24 protein-coding genes are annotated in these 22,940 nt (G+C 50.5%); 1 reads left to right on the top strand and 23 read right to left on the bottom strand.

Translation table 11 applies throughout. The features are described 5' to 3' along the window. Window positions 1-10: 10 nt before the first annotated feature. The 4 genes from LKE33_05400 to tnpA form a co-directional block, all read right to left on the bottom strand. Window positions 11-1,669 (bottom strand): nucleoside kinase, encoded by a 1,659-nt coding sequence (locus tag LKE33_05400; protein MCH3950358.1) that lies wholly within the window; start codon window positions 1,667-1,669, stop codon window positions 11-13. A gap of 210 nt (window positions 1,670-1,879) precedes the next feature. Further along, window positions 1,880-3,130 carry an aminotransferase class I/II-fold pyridoxal phosphate-dependent enzyme gene (locus LKE33_05395; GenBank protein MCH3950357.1) on the bottom strand — a complete coding sequence of 417 codons (1,251 nt, stop codon included), beginning with the start codon at window positions 3,128-3,130 and terminating at the stop codon, window positions 1,880-1,882. Window positions 3,131-3,537: 407 nt separating this feature from the next. Then, a complete protein-coding gene (locus LKE33_05390) occupies window positions 3,538-4,653 on the bottom strand; it encodes a transposase (protein MCH3950356.1) in 1,116 nt (371 codons plus the stop codon). 6 nt (window positions 4,654-4,659) lie between these two features. Then, window positions 4,660-5,061 carry an IS200/IS605 family transposase gene (tnpA, locus tag LKE33_05385; GenBank protein MCH3950355.1) on the bottom strand — a complete coding sequence of 134 codons (402 nt, stop codon included), beginning with the start codon at window positions 5,059-5,061 and terminating at the stop codon, window positions 4,660-4,662. Between the two features lie 363 nt (window positions 5,062-5,424). Here tnpA and LKE33_05380 point away from each other — a divergent pair, with 363 nt between their 5' ends. Beyond that, on the top strand, window positions 5,425-7,053 hold the full coding sequence (locus LKE33_05380) for an IS1182 family transposase (protein ID MCH3950354.1): 1,629 nt from the start codon (window positions 5,425-5,427) through the stop codon (window positions 7,051-7,053). 257 nt (window positions 7,054-7,310) lie between these two features. On the opposite strand, the gene LKE33_05375 is transcribed toward LKE33_05380, so the two are convergent. From LKE33_05375 to thiD, 19 genes are all read right to left on the bottom strand, one after another. Then, complete coding sequence (locus LKE33_05375) at window positions 7,311-7,871, bottom strand: hypothetical protein (GenBank protein MCH3950353.1); 561 nt, start codon at window positions 7,869-7,871, stop codon at window positions 7,311-7,313. Next, window positions 7,819-9,423, bottom strand: coding sequence for a PilN domain-containing protein (locus tag LKE33_05370; protein MCH3950352.1), 1,605 nt, complete (start codon window positions 9,421-9,423; stop codon window positions 7,819-7,821). Before LKE33_05370 ends, LKE33_05375 begins: the two co-directional genes overlap by 53 nt. A gap of 192 nt (window positions 9,424-9,615) precedes the next feature. Next, a complete protein-coding gene (locus LKE33_05365; protein MCH3950351.1) occupies window positions 9,616-10,338 on the bottom strand; it encodes an A24 family peptidase in 723 nt (240 codons plus the stop codon). 22 nt (window positions 10,339-10,360) lie between these two features. Continuing rightward, the gene (locus tag LKE33_05360) at window positions 10,361-11,884 is read right to left on the bottom strand and encodes a YifB family Mg chelatase-like AAA ATPase (GenBank protein ID MCH3950350.1); all 1,524 of its coding nucleotides are present in this window, start codon (window positions 11,882-11,884) and stop codon (window positions 10,361-10,363) included. 59 nt (window positions 11,885-11,943) lie between these two features. Continuing rightward, window positions 11,944-12,309 carry a YraN family protein gene (locus LKE33_05355; protein ID MCH3950349.1) on the bottom strand — a complete coding sequence of 122 codons (366 nt, stop codon included), beginning with the start codon at window positions 12,307-12,309 and terminating at the stop codon, window positions 11,944-11,946. Between the two features lie 3 nt (window positions 12,310-12,312). Beyond that, on the bottom strand, window positions 12,313-13,122 hold the full coding sequence (locus tag LKE33_05350) for a ribonuclease HII (protein MCH3950348.1): 810 nt from the start codon (window positions 13,120-13,122) through the stop codon (window positions 12,313-12,315). A 729-nt stretch (window positions 13,123-13,851) separates the two neighbouring features. Beyond that, on the bottom strand, window positions 13,852-14,724 hold the full coding sequence (gene ylqF / locus LKE33_05345; protein MCH3950347.1) for a ribosome biogenesis GTPase YlqF: 873 nt from the start codon (window positions 14,722-14,724) through the stop codon (window positions 13,852-13,854). An 11-nt stretch (window positions 14,725-14,735) separates the two neighbouring features. After that, window positions 14,736-15,275 carry a signal peptidase I gene (lepB, locus tag LKE33_05340; protein MCH3950346.1) on the bottom strand — a complete coding sequence of 180 codons (540 nt, stop codon included), beginning with the start codon at window positions 15,273-15,275 and terminating at the stop codon, window positions 14,736-14,738. A gap of 122 nt (window positions 15,276-15,397) precedes the next feature. Next, window positions 15,398-15,739, bottom strand: a complete 342-nt coding sequence (gene rplS, locus LKE33_05335; protein MCH3950345.1) for a 50S ribosomal protein L19 — start codon at window positions 15,737-15,739, stop codon at window positions 15,398-15,400. 253 nt (window positions 15,740-15,992) lie between these two features. Next, on the bottom strand, window positions 15,993-16,742 hold the full coding sequence (trmD, locus tag LKE33_05330) for a tRNA (guanosine(37)-N1)-methyltransferase TrmD (GenBank protein MCH3950344.1): 750 nt from the start codon (window positions 16,740-16,742) through the stop codon (window positions 15,993-15,995). A gap of 2 nt (window positions 16,743-16,744) precedes the next feature. Beyond that, window positions 16,745-17,239, bottom strand: a complete 495-nt coding sequence (gene rimM / locus LKE33_05325; GenBank protein MCH3950343.1) for a ribosome maturation factor RimM — start codon at window positions 17,237-17,239, stop codon at window positions 16,745-16,747. A 4-nt stretch (window positions 17,240-17,243) separates the two neighbouring features. Next, on the bottom strand, window positions 17,244-17,651 hold the full coding sequence (locus tag LKE33_05320; protein ID MCH3950342.1) for a YlqD family protein: 408 nt from the start codon (window positions 17,649-17,651) through the stop codon (window positions 17,244-17,246). 12 nt (window positions 17,652-17,663) lie between these two features. Further along, a complete protein-coding gene (locus LKE33_05315; GenBank protein MCH3950341.1) occupies window positions 17,664-17,891 on the bottom strand; it encodes a KH domain-containing protein in 228 nt (75 codons plus the stop codon). Between the two features lie 12 nt (window positions 17,892-17,903). After that, the gene (gene rpsP / locus LKE33_05310; GenBank protein MCH3950340.1) at window positions 17,904-18,176 is read right to left on the bottom strand and encodes a 30S ribosomal protein S16; all 273 of its coding nucleotides are present in this window, start codon (window positions 18,174-18,176) and stop codon (window positions 17,904-17,906) included. Window positions 18,177-18,205: 29 nt separating this feature from the next. Beyond that, window positions 18,206-19,552 (bottom strand): signal recognition particle protein, encoded by a 1,347-nt coding sequence (gene ffh / locus LKE33_05305; protein ID MCH3950339.1) that lies wholly within the window; start codon window positions 19,550-19,552, stop codon window positions 18,206-18,208. Between the two features lie 170 nt (window positions 19,553-19,722). Continuing rightward, window positions 19,723-20,241, bottom strand: coding sequence for a YlxM family DNA-binding protein (locus LKE33_05300; GenBank protein MCH3950338.1), 519 nt, complete (start codon window positions 20,239-20,241; stop codon window positions 19,723-19,725). A 331-nt stretch (window positions 20,242-20,572) separates the two neighbouring features. After that, the gene (gene thiE, locus LKE33_05295) at window positions 20,573-21,211 is read right to left on the bottom strand and encodes a thiamine phosphate synthase (protein MCH3950337.1); all 639 of its coding nucleotides are present in this window, start codon (window positions 21,209-21,211) and stop codon (window positions 20,573-20,575) included. 48 nt (window positions 21,212-21,259) lie between these two features. Then, window positions 21,260-22,072, bottom strand: coding sequence for a hydroxyethylthiazole kinase (gene thiM / locus LKE33_05290; GenBank protein MCH3950336.1), 813 nt, complete (start codon window positions 22,070-22,072; stop codon window positions 21,260-21,262). Beyond that, the gene (thiD, locus tag LKE33_05285) at window positions 22,072-22,872 is read right to left on the bottom strand and encodes a bifunctional hydroxymethylpyrimidine kinase/phosphomethylpyrimidine kinase (protein MCH3950335.1); all 801 of its coding nucleotides are present in this window, start codon (window positions 22,870-22,872) and stop codon (window positions 22,072-22,074) included. The genes thiM and thiD overlap by 1 nt, the downstream gene beginning before the upstream one ends. Window positions 22,873-22,940: the final 68 nt, after the last annotated feature.

Here is a 22,940-nt window from a genome sequence, read left to right as displayed (position 1 = left end):
ACCTCCTTCATCACAACAAATCACCAAAAATAGAATTTCCTATGAATTCACGCATAATCGAGTTATTCGGTATTGCTTCGTCATCAATGGATTGGACGACATTCAGCATATCCATCAGCTTGCGGGCCACCACGAATTCAGGCTCCGAATGAGGAATACTCTCAAGCAGCGGGTATGCGTATTTTTTAAACACGGCAAGCTCATAAATGAGCGTCGTGTTGAACATGATATCTGCTTCTTCACTGAACGGGAAGATATATTTTTCCTCTCCTTCGCGGACCTTGTGCCAGTTGCGGATGGTCATCAGAGGATCGTGCGAACGGAATTTCGAATCGCGGACCATACGGCGCAAAAGGCGCATATCCGTCGTCGGGATGCGGTTATAATCATCAAAAGACAGCGGCGTCAGGGCACTGATATAAAGCTTCAGCTTCTGGTCCTTCGGGACGGAAGCCGATACGACTTCGTTCAGGCCGTGAATGCCCTCAGCGATAACAACACCGTCGTTGCCGAGCTGTTCTTTCTGACCCCGGTAGGAACGTTCTCCCGACTTGAAACTGAAATGCGGAATTTCGACCATTTCACCCTTGAGTAATTTTTCCAACTGGCTGTTAAATAAGTCAACATCAAGGGCATCGATACTTTCAAAATCATAACTGCCATCGGGAAGCTTCGGCGTGTCCTTGCGTTCCTTGAAATAGTTATCCATGCTGATAGGAATAGGACGCAGCCCGTTGACTCGCAGCTGGACAGCCAGACGCTGGGAAAACGTCGTCTTGCCCGAAGAAGAAGGACCGGCAATGAGCACAAGACGCACGCCCTCATCTTCGCTGGCAATAATATCGGCAATCTGGGCAATCCGTTTTTCATGCTGGGCTTCGCACATCTGGATGATGCCGCGGCTGTCGCCCCGTTCGATGAACTGGTTCAGGGCCGCCACGGTCGGGCAGTGCATGCGCTGTCCCATTTTTTCGGACTCAGCATAGACGGCCGCGAGTTTTTTGCGTTCCCGGAAAGGCTCCAATTGGTCATAAGAACCTTGTTTGCCGTAGCGCAGCAGGAGGCCGGAACCCATTGACTTAAGTTCAAATTTCTTGAGGTACCCCAGACTCGGCAGCAACGGCTGTACAAAGTAGGCGCGGACGCCGTCGAGCTGATACACGTTGACTGTCGAATCTTCCGGCAATGCGGAAAGCAGCGGGGCCTGATCCTGATAAAATTTAGGATGGATATACGGCCAGGCTTCGGCTTTTTTCTTGACAATGACCTCGACGGGCATATCTTTGTCAATCATATCCTGCATACATTTTGTGATGTCCGCCAAATCATATTTACTCAGGACGATTCTGTTCTTGATGTCACAATAGAGAGCGTTGCCGAAGGTATTTTGTACTTCGAGCCACACCTCGGGGCGCATCTGCCTCATGGCAGCAATGAGCGTAAACAAAAAGGTACTGATATACGTACTATAGCCCTCAGGGCTATTCAGGTCAAGGAAATTCACGTGTTCCCCGCCCTGCGGTGCAAGCGGCAGCGGGGTGGCACGTCCGTCCAGGAAACCGACGGCGATGGGAGAAGAAAACCGGTTCTGATAATCCTTGGCAATCTGAGCAAGGGTAGTTCCATCTGTGTATTCTTTTGTAACTCCGTCCGGTCCGATTATTTGCATATTTTTTAACTCCTTCCGATGTCGTGCAAAAGCACGTACCCCAACTTTCGCACGATGGCCCGGAATCCGGAAAGGACAGCGGATTCCGAACTCTTTTCACAAAAGAGGGCTCCGGCCTAAGGATACTCCGATTAAGCCAAAGCCCTTCCTACATTACTATCTACGTGAACAACCTATCTAATCTCTCAATGAGACTTCCTAATCTTTTACTTATTCCCCGCAGGCATCCATTGCCTTCTTGATCTTAGCAGCCATACCGTAAATCTTTTTCAGCGGTACAGCGCAGACAGCTACGCGGACACCGGCAGCCAGCGGCACGCAGAAGATATCGTCATCATGCAGCTTGTCGCAGACGGCCTGGGAATCCTTAGCCGGAATGGACAGGAAGAAACCGGAAATATACGGCACCATGTTGAGGCCGCAGGCTTCTGCTTCCTTCGTGAACACATCGCCGCGTTCCTGTACCATCTTATAGTAATAATTGCGTTCATCCTGAATCTTGTTCAGGAGTTCCTCACTCTGATAAATCGTATTCAACGTTGTCATAGCCCCGCGGCTGCAGTTAGACCAGGTAGAACGGCAGGACACCTTGTTGACGTTGACAAATTCTTCAATCTGTTCCTTGCTGGAGGATACGCCGATGAGGGCGCCGCAGCGCATGCCGTACATAGTGAAGCTCTTAGACATGCTGTAGCAGATGAGCACGAAAATGTTCTCAGGCAGGTGACCCAGGCTGCGGAAAATCTTGCGGACTTCTTCGCGTTCGCCGGCGTAGTCGAGGTAAGCGACATCAAGAACGAGCACAGCCGTCTTCTTTGTACCGGAAATAGAATCTTCCAGCATATGGAGAACGTCGGTAATTTCGTCCGGCGTCAGGCTGAATCCGGTCGGGTTGTGAGCCGGCGTATTGATGATGACTTCTACGCGGTCCTGACGGGCCACGATTTCATGAACCTTGTCGGTCAGACCTTTCAAGTTGAATTTTCTGTCTGCCGTTACCAGCGGATAGGTATCGAGTTCACGGTTCATATCGCGGCAGAGAACCTTGTAAGGGCCCCAGTACCAGTCGGACGTGATGACAGTATCGCCGGGCATCGTGTAGTTCCAGATAGAATGATGGACGGCACCCGTACCGCCGGCCGTAGCGACAGCCGCTGTGTACACGCCTTCCGGACGAGACTCGCCAAAGCAGGCCTTTTGTACCAGTTCCTGATAATCGCCCAGGCCAACAATCGGGGCATACTTGAAATAATCTGTATCCTTCAGGCTGCGGTAAATTTTACTGACCGTCGGAAGAACGGCAAATTTTTCATCGTTATCCAGGATAGAACCGATAGTGGCATTTGTTACCTTCTCGGCACCAATTTGTTTTATGCGTTTCTGAGCCGCATCACTAGCTCCAAAAATACGGTCACGATTGATTTTTCCTTGTGCATGAGGTGCAACACAACTGATGGTCATAAAAATTCCTCCCCTCGCCTGAGGCGCTGCTTACTATACAAGTATAAGTAAAAATAAAATTACGACAAATTTATCCCTTATATTCCACCGTAATTGTATTATCTCATTAAATAGAAAAACGGTCAACCGTGATTCGGGAAGGATATGAGAGAATGTCAGACAAAGGAAAAGGACTGTCACGATGCCGGAGTAACTGCTTCGGCAAATAGCATGAGCGTCCGGAAAAAAGGCCAGCAAAAAGTCAACGCTGACCGCGGGTCGCTGGTCGCAGGTCGCCCGAGGAATAATTGACATCCTCCCACGAATAAATTCGTGGGATTCCTGAGTGACTAACGCCCTCTGCTACCTTGCGATAGTCTTACGAGGACTCCTGCAGCTGGACGATACCCCGCCCAGTATTGTTTACTTTAGGCCGATTCAAGTATTCGCAGGCCTTCCTGATGGATATTACGGGCAGCATTCCTGTCCCTGTCATGATGCGAACCACAGGCAGGGCAAACCCATTCGCGAATACGGAGATCTTTCATCTCAGGATTCTTATAGCTGCATTCCGAGCAGAGTTGGCTAGACGGGAAGTATGGATCTACTTTAACGATTCTTGTACCAACCTGTCTGCCTACATAAGCGAGGATATTCTCTAACTCAGAAAACCCGTAGTCCATAACCTTTTTCCCGTGGCCTTTCTGCATGAACTTCATATCCAAGTCCTCAAGACAGATGACTGCGTAGCGGGAGCATAATTCTCTTGCCAACTGCCAGTGAAAAGCATTACGCTGATTCGCAATCCTACGATGCAGACGAGCCAATTCCTGGCGAGCCCTGCACCGATTGTTTGACTGCATACGTTTCCTGGACAGCTTGCGATTGGCACGGGCAATTTCGTTCCTGGCTTTGCAGAAAAATCTTGGTTCCCGGATATCTTCCTCCGGATTTTCAGCTATGAGCATTTTGCCATTGAAACCGAAATCGAAGCCGACGCTTTTACCTGTTCGTGCTCCTACTTCGATATCCGGCAATTCGCAGGTGAAATAGAGATAGATATCACCAAGACTGTCCCGTTTGATAGTCAATGTCTTAATCTTGCCTTCGATGTTGCGGCTTTTCGCATAGCGGTATTTCTGTTTTGCGATATAGACAATACCATGCTCCTGATCCAGTTTCCAACCAGCCTGTTTGAGCGTATAGGATTTATACTTTCGCACCTTGCGGAATCCTGGTGGTGCCGTCTTCCGCTCCCGCTTCAGGTTTTCCCAGAAAAGCTTATAGCCCCTGTCAATGCGTTGAGTAACATCTTGCAAGGCTTGCGAGCCAATCTCTTTCAGATAAGCGAAATGCGGTATTTTCTTAAGCTTCGTGAGATGCTTCTGGAGCGCATAGAGGTTCAAGGACTTATGGTACAGTTTCCAATATCTCTTATGCAGGGCGATGCAATGGTTATAGGCCATTCCGGCAGCATCGATCTGCCGATGCAGTTTTTTGTTCCGCTTAGCACGGAACAGCTTGAACCTGAATGTCCTGACCATTGCTTTTCACCCCCTGGTTTTTTGAGTATCCACATAGCGTTTAATCGTTTCGCTGCTAACATTGCCGGCCGTCGAAACAAAATAGCTCCTGGTCCATAATGACGACATACCACTCAGTTGAGGAAATTCATCTCGAAGTCGATGGGAGGAAACTCCTTTCACCTCCCTCATAATTTCGGCAGGGGATTGCTTCGGCCAGCATCTTAAAAACAAATGCACATGGTCGATATGGCATTCCATGGCAAGGATTTCAATTTTGAGCTCATCGCATATCTGCCGTGTCAGCTCCTTAAATCTCTCCTCGACATGAGGAATCAAGAATATCTTGCGACGGTATTTGGGACAGAATACAAAATGATAGTTGATTAAAGATACTGTTGTTTTTGTCCTGAAATATTTATTTTCCATGATGTTAGCATAACATATTGATAGATAATTATCAATTAAACATCTACGAGCATGCAAAATATCATTTTGTTTTTAGTGGACGAGTTTCATCTCATGGTTAAAACCAAGGGCTTTCACTCGCTGGAGATTTGTAAACCAAGGCCGCTTTTCAGCCGGCCGCCAAAGGCGGCCGAAGCCTCACCGCCGGTTGCCGCAGGCAACCCAAGCAAGCCGCCGACGGCGGCGCAAGCCGGGCGACGCAGTCGCCCAATGCTTTAATTCGGGGCTGTCGCATTTTGCGACGGCCCCTTTTGTATCAAAAACAAGGTAAAAGCAAGGCGCGGCCTCATTGAATGAGACCGCGCCTTGGTGTAGAATTTAAATATGCCAAAAAACAAACCTACACAAAAGGATTATACAAAAATTGGCAGTTCTTATCAACTTTTTCTTCCTCTAAATTTTGAAGTACAAATCCCTAATGACGATCCTGTTCGCTTGGTGCGTGCCATGGTAGAAGGGATGGATGTAAAGGCATTGTATGACACGTATTCTCATGTCGAGAATAAATTAACGTCACCAATTCAGCTGCTGGAGATCGTCATTTATGCATGTATGGAAGGAATTCGTGGTTCGCGTAAGATAGAGCAATCCTGTAAAAGAGACACTCATTTCATGTTCCTCTTAGATGGGAAAAAAGCTCCGGATAATGCAACCATTGCAAGATTTTGTTCCCTCCATCTAAAACCATGTATCAAGGAGCTCATGATTCAGATGGATAAATGGCTGCTGGCTCGCGGTTTCATCACGCTGGATAGCCTGTTCATCGATGGGACAAAAATTGAATCTGTGGCAAACAAATACAAATTTGTTTGGAAAAACAGAGTCTTAGGCAGCCAGAACAAACTCATAGAGAAACTGGAGCAACTGGTTCCCGAAATCGAGGAACGTTTCGGAATCAAGGTCTGTTACGGAAACACTTTCCACATCCGTCATTTAAAGAAGCTCCTAAAAAAACTGCTTGTCATAAAGCGGGCTGAAGGGATCGAGTTTGTTCACGGATGTGGGAAAAGAAAGACCATTCTACAGAAGTACTATGAGATTTTAGCTAACTATCTCAAACGGCTTAAGGTGTATACGAAGCAGCTTCACATCTGTGGGGAACGGAACAGCTTTGCCAAAACAGACCCGGATGCTACCTTTATGAGGATGAAAGAAGACGCCATGCTTAATGGCGCCTTAAAGCCGGGATACAATGTCCAATATGCCAACAATTCCGGTTTTACCTTGTTTGCAGATGTGAGTGCACATCCAACAGATATGCGGACACTCATTCCTTTTCTTGAAGGATTTGAAGCCCACTTCGGTCAGAAATTTGCAAACATTGTAGCCGATGCAGGCTATGAAAGCGAAGAGAACTTGGTCTGGCTGAAGAAGAATCAGTATACTTCATATATCAAGCCTAACAATTATGAAAGAAGCAAGAGGAAAAAGTATAAGAACGACATCGGCAAAGCAGAAAACATGACATATTTGCCTGATCAAGACATGTATATCTGTAAAGGTAGGAGACTGCTGAAAGTCAGTAAAGTAACCCAGGTAAAGAACCGGTCAGGATATGTGTCAGAGAAAACATATTACGAATGTAAGGACTGCAGCGGTTGTCCCTACAAGGAACAGTGCATCCATGGGAACAATTGCAGGACACCCATGGAGAAAAGAAACAAGAAATTAGTGGTCTCGAAGAATTTTGCTGCATTGAGGGCAGAATCCCTGAAGAACATTACTTCCGAATATGGTAAGGAACTGAGGATGAACCGCAGTATACAGGCAGAAGGAGCCTTTGCGGATCTCAAGGATTCATTAAACGTCAGAAGACTAGAAACCCGAGGCAAAGGAAATGCCCTGGTAACAGTGGGAATATGTGCCATGGCACGGAATGTCCTGAAGGTCCATCACAAAGTTCAAGACGGCAAAGAGGATTTGCACTTATATCCGCTGAAAAAAGAGGCCTAAAAGATACAAAAAGAGCGCACGAAAAAAAGCAACTTAGAGTTGCTTAATTTCGTGCGCCCTTTTTTCATCTCAAAACATATTCAACTAAAAAGTAAGGCAATTTGGGGTCTTTAGCAAGTTATTTCAGGGATTAAAAATCGGTCACTTGCGACAGCCCCATCTTCTGCAACCTCCTTCCACTCAGTCGGAAGGAGGAGGAGCCACGAAGTGGCGGAGGATAGTTTCCATCTTTTCGCGCGAAGCGCCACAGCTTTTTTCTACTCACTAACCACTTCTTCCCTCTCTGCATACTCCACTATTCTCGCTCGAAAATTTAATTTATTGCCGTCACCCTGCCGTGACACACCGCCACTTTCCACGATCCACGGGCCGGCACTTTCATCGAGTTCCCGCAAAAAACACAAAAGACCAAAATAATCATCCTGGACTTCCAATTCAAAAGTCTGTTTTACGCCGGAACCGTCTTTTTTTACCGCTCCCGGTTTGATTTCCCTGATTTTCACACCGGTAAGAGCGGCTTTTTGCGTAAGCTGCTGCACTGCCGCGTGGCTGGAGAGTGCTTCGGGAATCGCCCGGCTCAGTATGTCATACTGCTTCCTCAGTGTCTGTTCTTTTTCCTGATTGTAGCGCCCCGCAAAACGTCTGATTTCTTCCTGACGCTCCCGGATTGTCTCTGCCTGCTGTCTTTTAGCAAAGCCTTCCTGCCAGAATGGCAGTGCCCCAAGACAAAGAATGAACACTCCGAGAATAAGAAAGAAGCCCTGCTCAGCGCGGCTGCAATATTGCTTCCAGCGTGCCGTCATTTCCTGCAGCTTCATACGTACCTCCCGGTTTAAGTTCTACTGTAATCGTAAAATCCGCCGTTTCTTCCCTTGCATCAGGGACTTTCGGATTCCTATTATCTTCCTGCTGCGAGATCTGTCCAAGAGAAACTTCCCCTATCCATTCCCGTTTTCTCAAGGTCTCCATAAAGGCAAGAAGATCGTTCCGTTTCCGGCTTTTCCCGTAAAGAACGAGAGCCGGACTGTCTTTGCCTTTTTTCTGTTCTACACGTTCCAGATAACAAGAATCGGGAAGAGAAACGCCAAGTTCTGTCAGGACATAGTACCAATGCAAGCTGTTTTTGTGGCTTGCTGTAAGGCGTTTTTGCCGCTTTTCAGCCTTGTTTTTAAGTTCGAAATACGCCGCTCGTCTTTCTTTCCAGGCAAGAAAATCCTTTTCTCCGTCTTTCACCTTATCAAGGCGCTGTCCCATTACTCCGGAAAAAGCACCGCCAGCAAAGCACAGCAGCAGAGACGCAGCAAAAAACCAGCGCGGCAATACGCGCTTCCAATATTCCTTACCCGACCTCGCAGCTGAGGCTAAATCCAGGTAATAAGGTACTTTTCCCCGCTTTGCCGCGGCACAGGCCGTAATGAGCTCCGGTTCATCCTGCTGAATCCTGCCATGAGCATAAAGCGGAGCAAAACGAAAACCCGTTTCCCGAAAAGAATCCATCCGGATTCCAATCATTTCCTCCAGCCCGGCAAGGTCAATATCAGCAGCTTTCTTTCCTCCCAGCACATAGCCGTTAGAAACGGAAAAGTGATCCTGTCTCGCCAAAAATTCCAGCATACGTTGAGCCGCCATGCCCCAGGCTTTGGTATTTTCGCTTCGGATGACTTCCTTATCACGGCCTTCCTGAAAAAGAATCCGTCTGCCGTCTTCTTCAAGGGCCGGCCGTTTCTCCCACCAGTCATTAGCTGTGGGGTAAACCCCATCGTAGGCTGCGAGAGATCCTCCTGCTCCCGTAAGCTGCAAAAGCAGAGAATGCTGCCCCTGTGGCAGCATTTTCCCCCTTGATATCACAGATGGCTCCAATTTCACAAGTTTCCATCCAACTCGCTTGCAGACTTCCAGCCAGCCTGCAAGAACAGTTTTAGAAACGGCAGCAGCAAGGTAAGCGTCTTCTGCTTCTCCCGGAAGCCGGGCAATAGAAGTCACAAATGTGCCGGGTTCATACGGAACATACGGCAAAAGATCCCAGAAAGCTGCTTCCCTGCGCTCTTTGGCGGAAAGGGACGGAAAAACGAACTTTCTCACGATGCAGTCCGTTTCGGGAAGGGACACGACAAGGCGCCGTACCGTAAATCCCTGTTTGGCTGCAATCTCCTTCAAAAAATCCGCCATCTTACCATCCCAATCTTCCTGCGACACATCCTGCAGTGCGGCAGGCAGTGCCTTCACAGCGTATCGTGTCAAGACAGGCTGCGGGCTGTCCGTTTCCCGGACTTCAACAAGAACAAGATGCTGCCGCGTCAGGTCAAGCGCAAGCAGTTCCTTAGGCCAGGGATGCAAAGCGTTTTGTAAAAAAGCAGGTAAGGTTAGCATGATAGTTCTCCGAATAGTAGTAGAGTGAAAAATGGATAGTGGATAGTGGGTAGTGGTTAGTACCGTAGTGCTGACAGCTGCTTTGGCGGATTCTTGAGGAAGAACGCAGATAACAAAGATTTTTTCATTTATTGCAAACTGCTCGTCAGTTTGCTTCCTCCAGTGGCGACCAGCGACCGGCGACCGGCGTTTTTACAAATTGCCTGCTGCCAAGTAGACTACCAGCGCGCTGCCGCACAAAAAGGGTGCATACGGGAGAGGTTCCTTAAGAGAACGGTGCCGGACAAGGTGAAGTATTCCGGCCCCCAGGATACCAAAAAGTGACGACAGGAAAAGGCACCATAGCCCGCCCTCGACGCCGATCCAAATGCTGAGTACGGCACAAAGTTTCACGTCTCCAAGGCCCATTCCGCCGCGGGCTGCAAGATAGATTCCGCCCATCAGGATACCGAGTACCAAAGCGCCCAACAGGGCCTGCGGCAGGCTGCCAAAATAAATAGCCCGGACCAGACCGCCCGCAAGCAGTACGCCAAGGATGCAGTCATAGATATACTGTTCCTGCCAGTCGAGCCAGATGGTAATGAGAAGGCACGACACGAAAAAATAGAGAAAAAAGAGTGCTGCCGAAGGCCCTTTTCCGAGGCCAAGCAGCAGAAATAAAAATCCCGCGGCAAGTTCCTGCTGCCAGAGCCGCCGCGGCAGTTTCACGCCGCATTTCCGGCAGCGGCCGCCAGAACGCCAGTAACTCCATAACGGTACGAGGTCCAAAAGACCAAGTCTTGCCCCACATCTGTCACAATGGGAGGGCGGCCATAAGAGGCTTTCCCCACGGCTCAGCCGATCCGCGCATAAGGACAGAAAACTCCCCATGCAAAGACCTATCAAAAAATAAACAGGGTAATAAAGCAGGTACATAGACTCTCCCTTTTCGTCACATTTAGGATCGGATACTTGTCCGCAGCTGAATGGCTTCACTCAGATGCGTTTCCGTAATGACCTCGCTGTGATCCAGATCGGCCACAGTGCGCGCTACCTTGATAATGCGGTCATGGCTGCGGGCACTGAGGCCGAGTGCCGTAAAATACTGCTCCAGCATCTTTTGGGCGCCATCCGTCAGTGGGCAGAACTTTTTGATTTCTTTTCTTCCCATACCGGCATTGCAGAAGATATGCAGGCCTTTCAGGCGCTCGCGCTGGATAGTCCGGGCTGCCACCACGCGTTTGCGGATGGATGCCGAACTCTCCGACGGTGTCGTGCCCTGCATTTCCTGATACTGCAGCCGCGGCACATGAATCTGGATATCGATGCGATCGAGCAGCGGCCCGGAAATTTTCTTATGATATCGTTCGATTTCTCCGGGACTGCAAGTGCACTCATGGACGCCGTCATTCTCTCCCCAGAATCCACAGGGACAGGGATTTTGTGCGGCAACCAGAATAAAATCAGCCGGAAAAGAAATCGTCGCCTGCACCCGGCTGATGACGGCAACCCTGTCTTCCAGCGGCTGCCGCAGTGCTTCAAGAGAACTGCGTGTAAATTCGGGCAGCTCATCCAAAAAGAGCACCCCATGATGACTCAGCGTCACTTCCCCCGGTTTCGGAATCGATCCGCCGCCGATGAGGGCGTTGTTGGAAATCGTGTGATGAGGACTGCGAAAAGGCCGTTCCATCACGATTCCGTGGCGATGGGACATGAGCCCGGAAATGCTGTAAATCTTCGTTACTTCAAGGGCTTCTTCCTCCGTCATGGGCGGCAGAATCGTCGGAAGCCTCCGTGCGAGCATCGTCTTACCCGCACCCGGTGCTCCGACCATGAGGACGTTGTGCCCGCCGGCCGCGGCAATCTCCAGGGCGCGCTTCGCTACGACCTGCCCCTGAACTTCGGCAAAATCGACTGTGGAAACTACTTCCGGATCCACTTGGGGAATCGATTTGACGAGCGGCTTCAGAGTCTTTCCGTCTTTCAAATGAGCCACTATCTGCTGCAGGGAATCCGCCGTATAGACTTTGATGCCATCTACCAAAGAACCTTCCTCGGCGTTTCCACTGGGAATATAGATAGCTTCCCTCTTTTCTTCCCGGGCCCGCAAAATCATGGGCAGAATGCCGTTCACCGGGCGCAGACCGCCGTCAAGGGCCAGTTCACCGATAAAGACAGGCGAATTTTCTTCCGGCACGCGGACTTGTCCCTGCGCAGCCAAAAAGCCAACAGCAATGGGCAAATCGAGTCCTGAACCATCTTTTTTGAGGTCAGCAGGTGCCAGGTTCACGGTGCAGTGCGCCTTGGGAAAATGAAATCCGGAATTTCTGGTAGCCGCTCTGACTCTTTCGCGGGATTCCTTGATGGCCGTATCGGCAAGGCCCACGATATCGATGCCCTCTCCTCTGGAAATATCGACTTCCACGGCAATCATTTCTCCATTGATGCCGCAGGTAGTTTCTCCCCAAATACGTGCGTACATGTGCTGATTCTCCTTCTGCGATTGATAGATAAGTGTGATGAGTGCGTTTTGTATCTGAATTAGTAGTCGTTGTGCGAAAAATTCTGCAGATGGTTGATCCGGATCTGCCCGTATTCCGCGAGGATTTCCAAAACATCATAGCGGATGCGGCAGCGGTTTTGGCGGGTTCTATTCAGATAAATCCGGGCAGACGCCCTGATATGGCTCTGTTTTTCCCATGTCACGGCAGCAGCCGGACGTCCGAATCCTTCTCCGCGCCGGCTTTTGACCTCAACGAAGACAATCACTCCGCCTTTAGCGGCAATGATATCGATTTCACCCCGCGGCGTTCTGTAATTCCGTTCGAGAATTTGATATCCCTTTTGCACCAGATAGCGGGCAGCTATCATTTCACCCCATCTGCCGAAGCGGCCGGGTTCGTACATGGCCTATTTCAGCTGCAGCAGCTTGTTTTCGCTGACCGCAATTCCCAAATCATGCTGCTCTGCCATGCTCTTAAGCGGTTCATAGCTGCGGCGATGCCACTTACAGGGCCCATATTTTTCGATGGCCTGCATATGCAGCTGGGAACCGTAGCCTTTGTGGCCGGCAAAGCCATACTGCGGATATTTTTTGTCCAGTTCCACCATGATCCGGTCACGGGTGACTTTGGCAATAATGGACGCTGCGGCAATGGCTGCACTCTTGCTGTCGCCGTGCACAATATCGCGCACAGGCAGATGCAGGATGTGGAGCGGCATAGCGTCCGTCAGAGCCTGTCCCGGCGGCATCGTAAGGTGCGTCAGGCACTGTGTCATAGCGTATTTAGCTGCCTGGTAGATATTCATCTCATCAATTTCCTTCGGGCCCAGAATGCTCACAGTAATAGCGACTGCCTGCTCCCGTATTTCATCATAGAGCGCTTCCCGGCGTTTCGGCGTCACCTGTTTAGAATCGTTGAGTCCCGGCAGGTTAATTTCGTGCGGCAAAATGACGGCAGCCGTCACAAGCGGGCCGGCGAGAGGCCCGCGTCCTGCTTCATCGCAGCCCGCTACATACTCGATGCCCTGTTCCCAATAAGATCTTTCCGGTGCCATTAATTTTTCCAGCCGGTCGGCCTCAGCTTTAGCGGCCTCCTGCCGTTTCACATAGGCAGCGAGAAGTTTCTGCACGCCTTTACGCGGATCTTCCCGAAAGAGCGCCAGTTCATCTTCCGTCGGTGTGCCTGCCAAGATATCTTTGATTTCCTGTATTTTCATCGTTTCATCCCCTACGCTTTTGGCAACATATTGATGGCGCAATTATACCATGAAACGGTCCGTATCGTACCAGTTAGTGATGTGAATGGACCTAAAGTGGAAGCGAAAGAGAGAAAGCACATTTTGCTTTTGGTTTTTGGCATATAGCAGTGGCTAGTGGATAGTGGGCAGTGGTTAGTACTCCCGTGCGGGCAGCTGCTTTGGCGGATTCTTGAGAAAGAACACAGCGAGCAGCTAGTAAAGAAATAAAGGCGCTTTTTGCTTTTAGCATATGGCTTTTAGCCTAGCCTGCGGCAGCAAGGAAGAAAAAAAGTTATAAAACCAAAAGAAGCTATCCCTCCATCGCAAGCGATTCTCCTCCTTCCGAAGCCGCCATGAGCAGGGCGGCTTGGAAGAAGGTACACCGTAGCCAAACCTCCTGTCGTCGGTTTGCCAAAAGAAAATATAAAAATCGCTGTGGTAAATTCTTTAGGGACCTTCCTCGACGTCGCTATGCGACATTGAGGAAGGAGGACCGCAGGAAGGCCCGATGCTATCGGGACTTCCGATAAGCGGTGGATGATGTCCCTTATATCTTTTACATCTTCAGAGCCAAATTGCCGAGGCAATTTGGCCTCTACGGACGGCGAGTTGCGGGAGGCGGACGACGAAAAAAGGACTGTGAAGAGATGATTTTCTTCACAGTCCTTTTGATTTTATCCTATTTGGCCAGGTGCCCTTTATTTACTTTTACGGTTCTTCCAGCGTGATAGGCCCGATCTTGCCGAATTTAAAATCGCGCAAGATCAAATCCACGGTCTTCGGCAGGTTGATTTCCCCGCCGGCCTTGATAGCGCCGCGGGCTTTGCCGATTTTAGCTTCCACAGTCTGTGCTGTATCTTCCGGTTCAATCGTAATACCATATGTCGCTTCAAGCTGCTGCGGATAAAGGCGCATGAGCCGCGTCACGAGAATGGCAGCTGCGGTTTCCCTGTCATAGACGTCTTCCTTAATGGCACCCGTCACAGCGAGGTTAAACCCTGTCTCTGCCTGTTCGAATTTCGGCCACAATACACCCGGCGTATCAAGCAGTTCGATGCCCTTACCGATTTCCACCCACTGGGTCTGCCGCGTCACGCCCGGTTTATTTTGCGTAACGGTTTTATTCTTACCCAAAAGGCGGTTAATGAGCGTCGATTTTCCCACGTTAGGAATGCCGACAATCATAACACGGATAGGGTGGTTGCGAACGCCTTTTTTGAGCCATTTATCCACTACGGGCTGCCCGGCCTGCCGAATCGCGGCAAGGAGCGCCTTTGTGCCCCGCCCCTTCTGACAATCCACCTCGAGCGCCGTAAAGCTGCGGGCTTTCAGTGCAGACAGCCATTTACGGGTCATTTCAGGATCAGCCATATCTGTCTTGTTCAGCGTTACAATCTTAACTTTTTGTCCGATAAGACTTTTTAAAAGCGGGTTCGCACTGGAATGCGGAATACGGGCGTCCAGCATTTCGACAACCACATCCACCATTTTCAGCTGGTTTTCCATTTCGCGGCGGGCTTTGGTCATGTGTCCCGGGAACCACTGGATGGAAAAAGCATACCCTTCAAGAAGTTCTTTCATGGCGGCGCTCCTCAGGGCAGCGTCTTAAAGGCACTCAGCGGCCAGAAGACAACGCTGGCTTTGCCCTTGACGAGTTTCAAATCGACAAACCCGACGTCGGAATAACGGCTGTCTTCGGAATTGTTGCGGTTATCGCCCATGACGAAGATAAAGCCCTTCGGCACGGTAACCTTCGGATAATTCGTATGGAACGGCTCTTTGATGTACGTTTCGTTCAGTGCTTCGCCATTGACGTACGTCTGGCCATCCTTGATTTCAATCGTATCGCCGCCCGTAGCAATGACGCGCTTGATAAAGTCACGGCGCGTATCGCTGGGATACTTGAAGACGATGATTTCACCCTTCTTCGGGTCGCGGGTATAATAGACAAGTTTATTGACAATGAGCCGTTCTGCATTCTGCAAGGTCGGTCTCATAGACGGACCGGAAACCATATATGGCTCCACAAGGAATGTCCGGATGGCAAAGGCCAGAACGACAGCAACAATAATCGAAATCAGCCAGTCACTGGCGACATCCTGCCAGGTTTTATTTTTCTTCTCTTCAGCCATTTTCTGTCACCTCATCCTCTAAGGCGATTGTTTCATGCCGCTGGCAGCGGGAATGAGGCAATCCCCTCATATGCCGATAAAAAAAGAGGGCCTGGTCCACCAGTCCCCCTTTAATATTCGAATTAGCGGCGTTCCTTGATACGAGCTGCCTTACCGGTGAGTTTACGCAGATAATACAGTTTTGCTCTGCGAACCACACCGCGATGGGAAACTTCGATCTTTTCCAGACGCGGAGAATGAACAGGGAAAGTTCTTTCTACGCCGACACCGGACGCAATACGGCGAACGGTGAACATTTCACGTACACCGGAGCCATTGCGGGAAATGCAGACACCTTCAAATAACTGAACACGTTCACGGTTTCCTTCGACAACCTTAACGTATACTTTCAGAGTATCGCCAGGACGGAAGTCAGGAATGTCAGAACGCAGTTGTTCTTTTTCAATTGCTTCGATAATATTCATTGTTTTCCTCCTCAGAATCCAAGACGTTCATGTCTAGCCACGTGCTAACAGCGGACCGTCCGTTTTGCATACGCTGTGTATTATACCATAAGGAAAATCCCAGCGCAAGAAAAATCCTTATGCAAGGGTCAGTGCCTGCAGCCGATAACGAGTACCATCATGCGGACAGCTTCTCCACACGGGAGCTTTCCGGTAAATGGCATCGTACCGATTACTGCCATGGCAAATAACCTCTTATAACTTTCTTTGCTTTCTAATCTTTGTTTTTTACTTTTTCCTCTTCCAGCATTTCCAGGAAGAGGGCACCATCACCCTTCTGCCAGTGCATTTTGCTCAGCAGTTCGGGACGATACTGATACGTGGACCTCAAAGCCTCTTTACGGCGCCATCTGTCGATGGCCGCGTGGTTTCCCGAAAGGAGGACCTCCGGGACCTGTCTGCCTTCAAAGCTGACAGGGCGCGTATATTGAGGATATTCAAGCAGTACGTCGGCAAAAGAATCTTCCTCCGCACTGATCATCTTGCCAAGGACACCCGGCAGAAAGCGGGCCACGGCATCCATGACACATAAAGCGGGCAGTTCACCACCCGTCAGAACGAAATCTCCTACGGAAAGGCGCAAATCGGCCTTTTCAAGGATACGTTCATCAAAACCTTCATAATGACCGCAAAGGAAGATGATGTCCTTTCCGGCGGCGGCCAGCGATTCGATCCGCGGCTGCTTCAGTGGTTCCCCCACAGGGGTCAGGGCCACCTTCAGCGCGCCCGGTGCCAATTCTCCGGCCTTTGCCAGGGCTTTACAGTAGGTTTCCGCTTTCAGCACCATCCCGGCCCCTCCACCACAGGTCGTATCATCGACGCTGCGATGCCGGTCGGTTGCATAATCCCGGGGATTCACGCAGGCCACGGACACAAGTCCCTGATCCATGGCTCTCCCGATAATGCTGACGCGGGCTGCCTGTTCAATCATTTCGGGAAAAAGGGTAATAAAAACAAATTTCATTTTCAAATCCACTCCGGAAGTCTCACAATGACTTCCTTCTTTTCCCAATCAATTTTTTTGATGTTTTCGGCAATGGCGGCGACCAGGATTTCCTCTCCCGAAGGGGAAGCAATCACAAAGACATCCGTCGTTGCCGGCGTAATTACATCCTTCATGGTACCAATGACTTCCCCTTCCGGAGAAACCACGGTAAAGCCCAGGATGTCACGGACATAAAACTGTCCTTCCGGCAGTGGAGGAAGTTCCTCGGGGGTAACCACGATTTTCCTTCCCCGCAGCAGTTCCGCCTCGTTCATAGTCGTAATCTCTTTGGTCTGCATGAGGAGCACATTCTTGTGCGCCCGCAGCGACACTACAGTAAGGGCACGGCCGTCGTCAAGGTGGATGGTTTTCATATCCTTATACCGCTCCGGATGCTCGGACAGCGGCATGATACGAAATTCGCCCCGCACGCCATGCGGGGCGACAATTTTGCCAATCACGATCTTCTTTTCCATAAAATCACTCTCTGAAGGCGATGACTTTGCCGTCTTCGACGACAATTTCAGCCCCCATCAGCGATTCCAGATCGGAACCGATGGTGATTTCAATGGAACGTTCCAGGGTACCGTGACCGATTTCACTGCCAATCTCAAGGTTATTGGCTCTTTCGAGTTTATCCTTGAGTTCCTTCAGCGCACGGCCGCGCTGATCTTTTTCATACGCAATGCGTTCCCGCAGTCCTTCCAGGGCTACCGGATTGGCATTGGCATGTTCGTTCAGCGATTTTTTGGCATTGAATTGGAATTGTTCAAAATCCAGTTCCGCTGCCTGAACCTGACGTTTCATATCTGCGACGATCTTGGTTTTCAGATCTTCCGTAACCTTGGATTTTACGGTCACAGGAACGACGATGGTCATTTTATCCATGAGAACCCACCTTTAACCAATATCTACGATCACTCTGACATTTTCACGGGTAGCAGCGGCCTTCATTACCAGACGAATCGCCTTGGCAATTCGTCCCTGCTTGCCGATGACTTTTCCCATATCATCAGGCGCCACGTGGAGTTTGAGGACGACGGAAGAACCGTGTCTTTCTTCTTCCACCTGGACCTCGGAGGGATGATTGACGATAGCCTTAGCGATGACTTCAACTATCTCTTTCATTGGTATCCCTCCTTATTTGCTGGCCTTTTCCTGAGCAAACTTGGTCATCAGACCTCTCTTGCTGAGCATGGAACGAACCGTGTCGGTCGGCTGTGCACCCTTCTGCATCCAGGCCATAACCTTTTCTTCATCGATGTTGATCACTGCAGGATCTACAGTGGAATCATAAGTACCTACGCTTTCGATGAAACGGCCGTCACGCGGAGAGCGTTCGTCAGCAACAACAATGCGGTAGAAAGGGCTCTTTTTAGCACCCATACGTTTTAAACGAATCTTTACTGCCACAATTTTCACCTCCTTAAGTAGAAATCAATTTATTGCATGAAGGGCAGCTTGAATCTGCCTTTCCGTGCATACTTGTTCATGCCCGTCATGGTTTTCATCAGCTTCTTGCTTTCTTCAAACTGCTTCAGAAGCCGGTTGACAGCCTGCACGCTCTGGCCGCATCCTGCGGCGATACGCTTGCGGCGTGACCCGTTGATGATGCGTGGATTCTGCCGTTCTTTCGGCGTCATCGAAGTAATGATGGCCTCAAGGCGGCGTACTTCCTTTCCGTCAAGATCAATGCCTTCGAGCTGCTTGCTGTATTTACTCATGCCCGGGATCAGGCTGATGATGGATTCGAGAGAACCCAGTTTCTTGACTTGTTTCATCTGGTCAAGGAACATATCCAGGGTAAACTCGTTTTTCTTCATGGAGTCGGCCAATTTCTTGGCTTCGTTCACGTCGATGGCTTCCTGTGCCTTTTCAATCAAGGAGAGCACATCCCCCATCCCCAGGATGCGGGAAGCCATTCTATCTGGATAGAAGGGATCCAAAGCGTCGAGCTTTTCACCCATACCCACAAACTTAACAGGGCAGTCCGCCACAGCTTTGACACTGAGTACGGCACCGCCGCGGGCATCGCCGTCGAGCTTGGTCACGATAAGGCCCGTGATTCCGAGCGCTTTGTTGAAGGCATCGGCTACGTTCACAGCGTCCTGACCGGTCATGGCATCGACAACGAGCAGAATTTCATTGGGATTCACAGCGCTCTTGATGTTCTTCAGCTCATCCATGAGCTTCTCGTCGATATGCAGGCGGCCTGCCGTATCGATGAGGATCGTATCGCAGAGCAGTTCATTGGCCCGCTTGATGGAAGCCTTGGCGATTTCCACCGGGGACACCTGGTCACCCATGGAAAATACCGGCATATCAAGCTGCTTACCAATAACTTCGAGCTGGGTAATAGCAGCGGGGCGGTACACGTCACCAGCCACCATGAGCGGCTTCTTGCCATTCTTTCTCAGGTAATTGGCCAGCTTACCGACGGAAGTCGTTTTGCCGGCGCCCTGAAGACCGACGAGCATGATAATGGTCGGCGGATTGGCAGAGAAATTCAGTTTGCTCTGTGTGCCGCCGAGGAGATTGATCAGCTCCTCATGGACGATCTTGACAATATACTGGCCTGCCGTCAGGTTCGGATCGACCTGCTGGCCCTGGGCCCGTTCTTTGATTTTTGCTGTAAATTCCTTGACGACTTTAAAGTTGACATCGGCTTCCAAAAGTGCCAGCCGGACTTCCCGCAGCGTTTCCTTAAGGTCCTGCTCGGTAACGGTCTTGTGGCCGCGAATCTTTTGAATTGCGGCGGTCAGCTTATCAGTCAGCATTTCAAATGCCATTTCATACCTGCTTTCTTGACGAGGCAGAGACTCCTTACCGCGTCAACGTTGTTAGTATACACAAGTTAAAGAGTGCTGTCAAGTATTTTTACTTGACAGGTAAAAAATTTAATGAAAGCCCGGGTCTGCTTGCTTTGCATTCCGCTTGTCAGGCCCGGGACAAATGAATCTCACATCTTATCCATAATGTTTTTCAGCACAAGTGCTACTTTTTCAAGCCGTGGGTCCGGGCTGTCTTCACGTCGGCAGGCATCGAGCAGATTCAGGGCGCTGCGCAGCTGAAAATGCAGGTCTTCGCTCTTTTGGAGCACGTGCAGTTTGGCTTCGTAGTTTTCCAGGGTCGCTTCGGCCCGCTTCAAAAGGTCATACACGGCCTGGCGGCTGATCTGAAAGTTTTCGGCAATTTCCCCGAGAGACAGATCATCATAGAAATATTGTTCCATGATTTTCTGCTGCTTATCCGTGAGGAGCCCGCCGTAAAAATCATAGAGACGCCCTACACGGATTTTTTTCTCAAAGGTATCATCTTCCTGCATCTTCATCCCCATCTTTCTTTGTACCCGGGAAAAGATTCGTTTCTTCAAAGAGGCTCCCCTGGCGATCTTCTTCCGGTTTATGCGTAATTTTCGGCTGCTCTTTCTTCGGCGCCGGACGGCGTTTTTTCTTCTTCGGCGTAAAGAGGTTCCCATCCCCGTAAAGTTTCGCCTGTGGAGTGATGGCCACATTCTTTTTACGTTTATCCCAATCCAGTTTGTGGCGCGAATACTTCTTTAGCAGAGGACAATCGGGACGCGTTTCCTTCCCGTCATTTTCGAGACCGTACGCTTCCGTAATCATCTTGCCGAGTGCCGCATTAACGCCGTGAGCCGAAAATTCCTTGACCAGATTTTGGTATTCCTTCAGAAACTCAGGATTGCGTTCGATAAAAAGGAACACTTCATCCGTGATACGACGCGTAAAAGCATTGAGGACCTTGCGTCCCAGTTTATCTACTTTCTTCTCATCCATGAGCGCTCACCTTCAGCCCTGATTCTTTTCCTTATAAATGGCCTTCATTTGGTCTACAGCCTTGCCGATATCGTCAGCAGCAAGGATTGAAGTAATCATAGCACAACCTGCAGCCCCGCAGTCAAGTACCTTTCCGTACTGCGGAATCCCGATGCCGCCAATACCGACGACCGGAATCTTGACGGCTTTTATAATCGCCCGGAAATCATCAAGACTCAGATCCGTAGCGTCTTTCTTGGTGCTTGTCGGAAAGAGAGCACCGGCACCAAGATAATCGGCTCCGCCCGCTTCTGCTTCCTGTGCTTCTTTAAGGTTATGAGCCGAAATCCCGATCACAGCGTCGGGTCCGAGTTCCTTTCTGGCCTTATCGAGCTTATCGTCACTTTGGCCGAGATGAACGCCGGCGGCGCCGATGGCCTTGGCCACGGCAATCCGGTCATCTACGAGGAGAGGCACTTGATAGCGGTCGCAGATTTCCTTTACGCGGCGGCCTTCCTCAATCATAGCGGCGTCGTCCATTTTCTTTTCCCGCAGCTGTACGAGCGTCACACCGTGCTGCAGGGCTTCCTCAATGGCCGCAAAGAAATCACGGCCATGTTTTTCCGTCACTTCACGGTTTGTCACCAGATATACACTATAGTCTATATTCATAAAGATACTCTCCTTTACAGGCTGCCTTCTGCCAAATCCCCGGTGCCGTCAGCGCTTTACTTCTTCTCCTCTGAACCGTTCTGCCAGGTCTTTCCCGTCATGGCGGCTCAGTTCATCCATAAGATACGCCCTGAAAGTACCCGGTCCGTGGCAAAGGGTCTCTGCCTTTTCGGCGCCGACATTCATACAGGTCAGGGCCCAGAGTGCGGCATGCATCGCATCTTCCGTCACGGCTGCGGCCGCTCCCATGAGAGAGCCTGTCATGCATCCCGCGCCGGTAATGCGGGAAAGGTACGGCGTCCCGTTGCGGGCAAGCACCACGCGTCTGCCATCACTTATGGCATCGGCTGCCCCTGTGACCACGGCAATGCAATGGTATTTTTCGGCAAGGGCCTGCGCCAGCGTTTCGGGATGAGCCGCCGATTTCGAGTCGACACCGCGGCCGTCTGCCCCATTAAGGGAAAGCAAGGCTTCACTTTCTGCCGCGTTGCCTTTAAGGATGGCCACACACCCGGTCGCAAGGATTGCTTTTGCCGTATCAAGACGCAGCGACGATGACATGACGCCGACAGGATCCAAAATCACGGGAATGCCCGACTTTTTAGCGAGGGCGGCCGCCTTCAAAAGCGCCTTCTGTGCCTGCAGATGAAGCGTTCCCAAGTTGCACACCAGGGCGTCGGCACCTGGCGCGATTTCATCCATTTCTGCCGGTTCATCCGCCATCATGGGAGACGCCCCGACAGCGAGCGTCGCATCGGCACAAAAGCCTGCCGTCACATAATTCGTAATATGGTGCACCAGAGGCCGGCGCTTACGGATGGCATCACTGATTTCAGTGAAGACTGCAGTCAGGCCTTCCATCAGAAAAGGCCTCCCTTTTTGTACAGGTCGACAAAATGATGAATCGGGCCATGGCCGTGTCCCACGGGAAGACCGTTGGCAATGCCTAACGCGACATACGCCTTCGCTTTGCGGACCGCTTCTTCCAGCGTGCAGCCGGCAGCCAGTTCACTGGCAACGGCCGAGGAAAGGCTGCAGCCCGTACCGTGGGTATTCGGGTTATCAATGCGCTTACCGGCAAACCAGGTAACCTCGCCCTTTTCGGCCAGCATGTCGTCTGCCGTATCGGCGAGGTGCCCGCCCTTCAGAAGCACGCTTTGGATGCCCCGGGAAAGAATCGCATTGGCGGCCTTTTCCATGTCCGCCTTGGAACGAATCTTCATCCCCGAAAGGACTTCCCCTTCCATGAGGTTCGGCGTAATTACCGTAGCAAGCGGGAGCAGTTCCTCCATCAGGACACTGCGGGCGTCCTCCTCAAGAAGATAGGCGCCGCTGGTAGCCACCATGACAGGATCCACGACGAGAAAACGCGGTTTCCACTCTTTCATTTTTTCGGCAATGACGCGGATTGTGGAGGCCGTAGAGACCATACCTACCTTGACCGCATCGACGCGGATGTCCGAAAAGACGGCGTCAATCTGCGCCGCCACCACGTCAGGCGTTATATTCTGAATAGCCGTAACGCCCGTCGTGTTCTGGGCCGTTACCGCTGTAATGACACTCATCCCATAGCAGCCGTGCGCAGCAAAAGTTTTTAAATCAGCCTGGATTCCGGCACCGCCTGAGGAGTCGGAACCGGCGATAGTAAGCAGATGTTTCATTTCTTGATGTCCTTTCTTCCTAAGAAAAAAGCGCCCTGCCCTACTGCCGGACAGAGCGCTGGTACACT

It is taken from the genome of Acidaminococcus sp. (assembly GCA_022482815.1).
In the GTDB taxonomy this organism is placed as follows: domain Bacteria; phylum Bacillota; class Negativicutes; order Acidaminococcales; family Acidaminococcaceae; genus Acidaminococcus.
The sequence above is the reverse complement of the archived record's forward strand: the minus strand, read 5'-3'. Positions and strand labels throughout refer to the sequence as shown.

What these genes read in the sequence shown, in the direction of transcription:
- ffh (MCH3950339.1), bottom strand. Translation starts at nt 19,552, where the DNA reads ATGGCATTTGAAATGCTGACTGATAAGCTGACCGCCGCAATTCAAAAG.
- LKE33_05365 (MCH3950351.1), bottom strand. Translation starts at nt 10,338, where the DNA reads ATGTACCTGCTTTATTACCCTGTTTATTTTTTGATAGGTCTTTGCATG.
- trmD (MCH3950344.1), bottom strand. Translation starts at nt 16,742, where the DNA reads ATGAAATTTGTTTTTATTACCCTTTTTCCCGAAATGATTGAACAGGCA.
- LKE33_05300 (MCH3950338.1), bottom strand. Translation starts at nt 20,241, where the DNA reads ATGGGAACCTCTTTACGCCGAAGAAGAAAAAACGCCGTCCGGCGCCGA.
- ylqF (MCH3950347.1), bottom strand. Translation starts at nt 14,724, where the DNA reads ATGAAAGAACTTCTTGAAGGGTATGCTTTTTCCATCCAGTGGTTCCCG.
- LKE33_05390 (MCH3950356.1), bottom strand. Translation starts at nt 4,653, where the DNA reads ATGGTCAGGACATTCAGGTTCAAGCTGTTCCGTGCTAAGCGGAACAAA.
- thiE (MCH3950337.1), bottom strand. Translation starts at nt 21,211, where the DNA reads ATGAATATAGACTATAGTGTATATCTGGTGACAAACCGTGAAGTGACG.
- rplS (MCH3950345.1), bottom strand. Translation starts at nt 15,739, where the DNA reads ATGAATATTATCGAAGCAATTGAAAAAGAACAACTGCGTTCTGACATT.
- LKE33_05375 (MCH3950353.1), bottom strand. Translation starts at nt 7,871, where the DNA reads ATGAAGCTGCAGGAAATGACGGCACGCTGGAAGCAATATTGCAGCCGC.
- LKE33_05380 (MCH3950354.1), top strand. Translation starts at nt 5,425, where the DNA reads ATGCCAAAAAACAAACCTACACAAAAGGATTATACAAAAATTGGCAGT.
- LKE33_05395 (MCH3950357.1), bottom strand. Translation starts at nt 3,130, where the DNA reads ATGACCATCAGTTGTGTTGCACCTCATGCACAAGGAAAAATCAATCGT.
- thiD (MCH3950335.1), bottom strand. Translation starts at nt 22,872, where the DNA reads ATGAAACATCTGCTTACTATCGCCGGTTCCGACTCCTCAGGCGGTGCC.
- LKE33_05320 (MCH3950342.1), bottom strand. Translation starts at nt 17,651, where the DNA reads ATGGATAAAATGACCATCGTCGTTCCTGTGACCGTAAAATCCAAGGTT.
- LKE33_05315 (MCH3950341.1), bottom strand. Translation starts at nt 17,891, where the DNA reads ATGAAAGAGATAGTTGAAGTCATCGCTAAGGCTATCGTCAATCATCCC.
- LKE33_05360 (MCH3950350.1), bottom strand. Translation starts at nt 11,884, where the DNA reads ATGTACGCACGTATTTGGGGAGAAACTACCTGCGGCATCAATGGAGAA.
- LKE33_05350 (MCH3950348.1), bottom strand. Translation starts at nt 13,122, where the DNA reads ATGAAAATACAGGAAATCAAAGATATCTTGGCAGGCACACCGACGGAA.
- LKE33_05370 (MCH3950352.1), bottom strand. Translation starts at nt 9,423, where the DNA reads ATGCTAACCTTACCTGCTTTTTTACAAAACGCTTTGCATCCCTGGCCT.
- LKE33_05355 (MCH3950349.1), bottom strand. Translation starts at nt 12,309, where the DNA reads ATGTACGAACCCGGCCGCTTCGGCAGATGGGGTGAAATGATAGCTGCC.
- lepB (MCH3950346.1), bottom strand. Translation starts at nt 15,275, where the DNA reads ATGGCTGAAGAGAAGAAAAATAAAACCTGGCAGGATGTCGCCAGTGAC.
- LKE33_05400 (MCH3950358.1), bottom strand. Translation starts at nt 1,669, where the DNA reads ATGCAAATAATCGGACCGGACGGAGTTACAAAAGAATACACAGATGGA.
- rimM (MCH3950343.1), bottom strand. Translation starts at nt 17,239, where the DNA reads ATGGAAAAGAAGATCGTGATTGGCAAAATTGTCGCCCCGCATGGCGTG.
- tnpA (MCH3950355.1), bottom strand. Translation starts at nt 5,061, where the DNA reads ATGGAAAATAAATATTTCAGGACAAAAACAACAGTATCTTTAATCAAC.
- thiM (MCH3950336.1), bottom strand. Translation starts at nt 22,072, where the DNA reads ATGGAAGGCCTGACTGCAGTCTTCACTGAAATCAGTGATGCCATCCGT.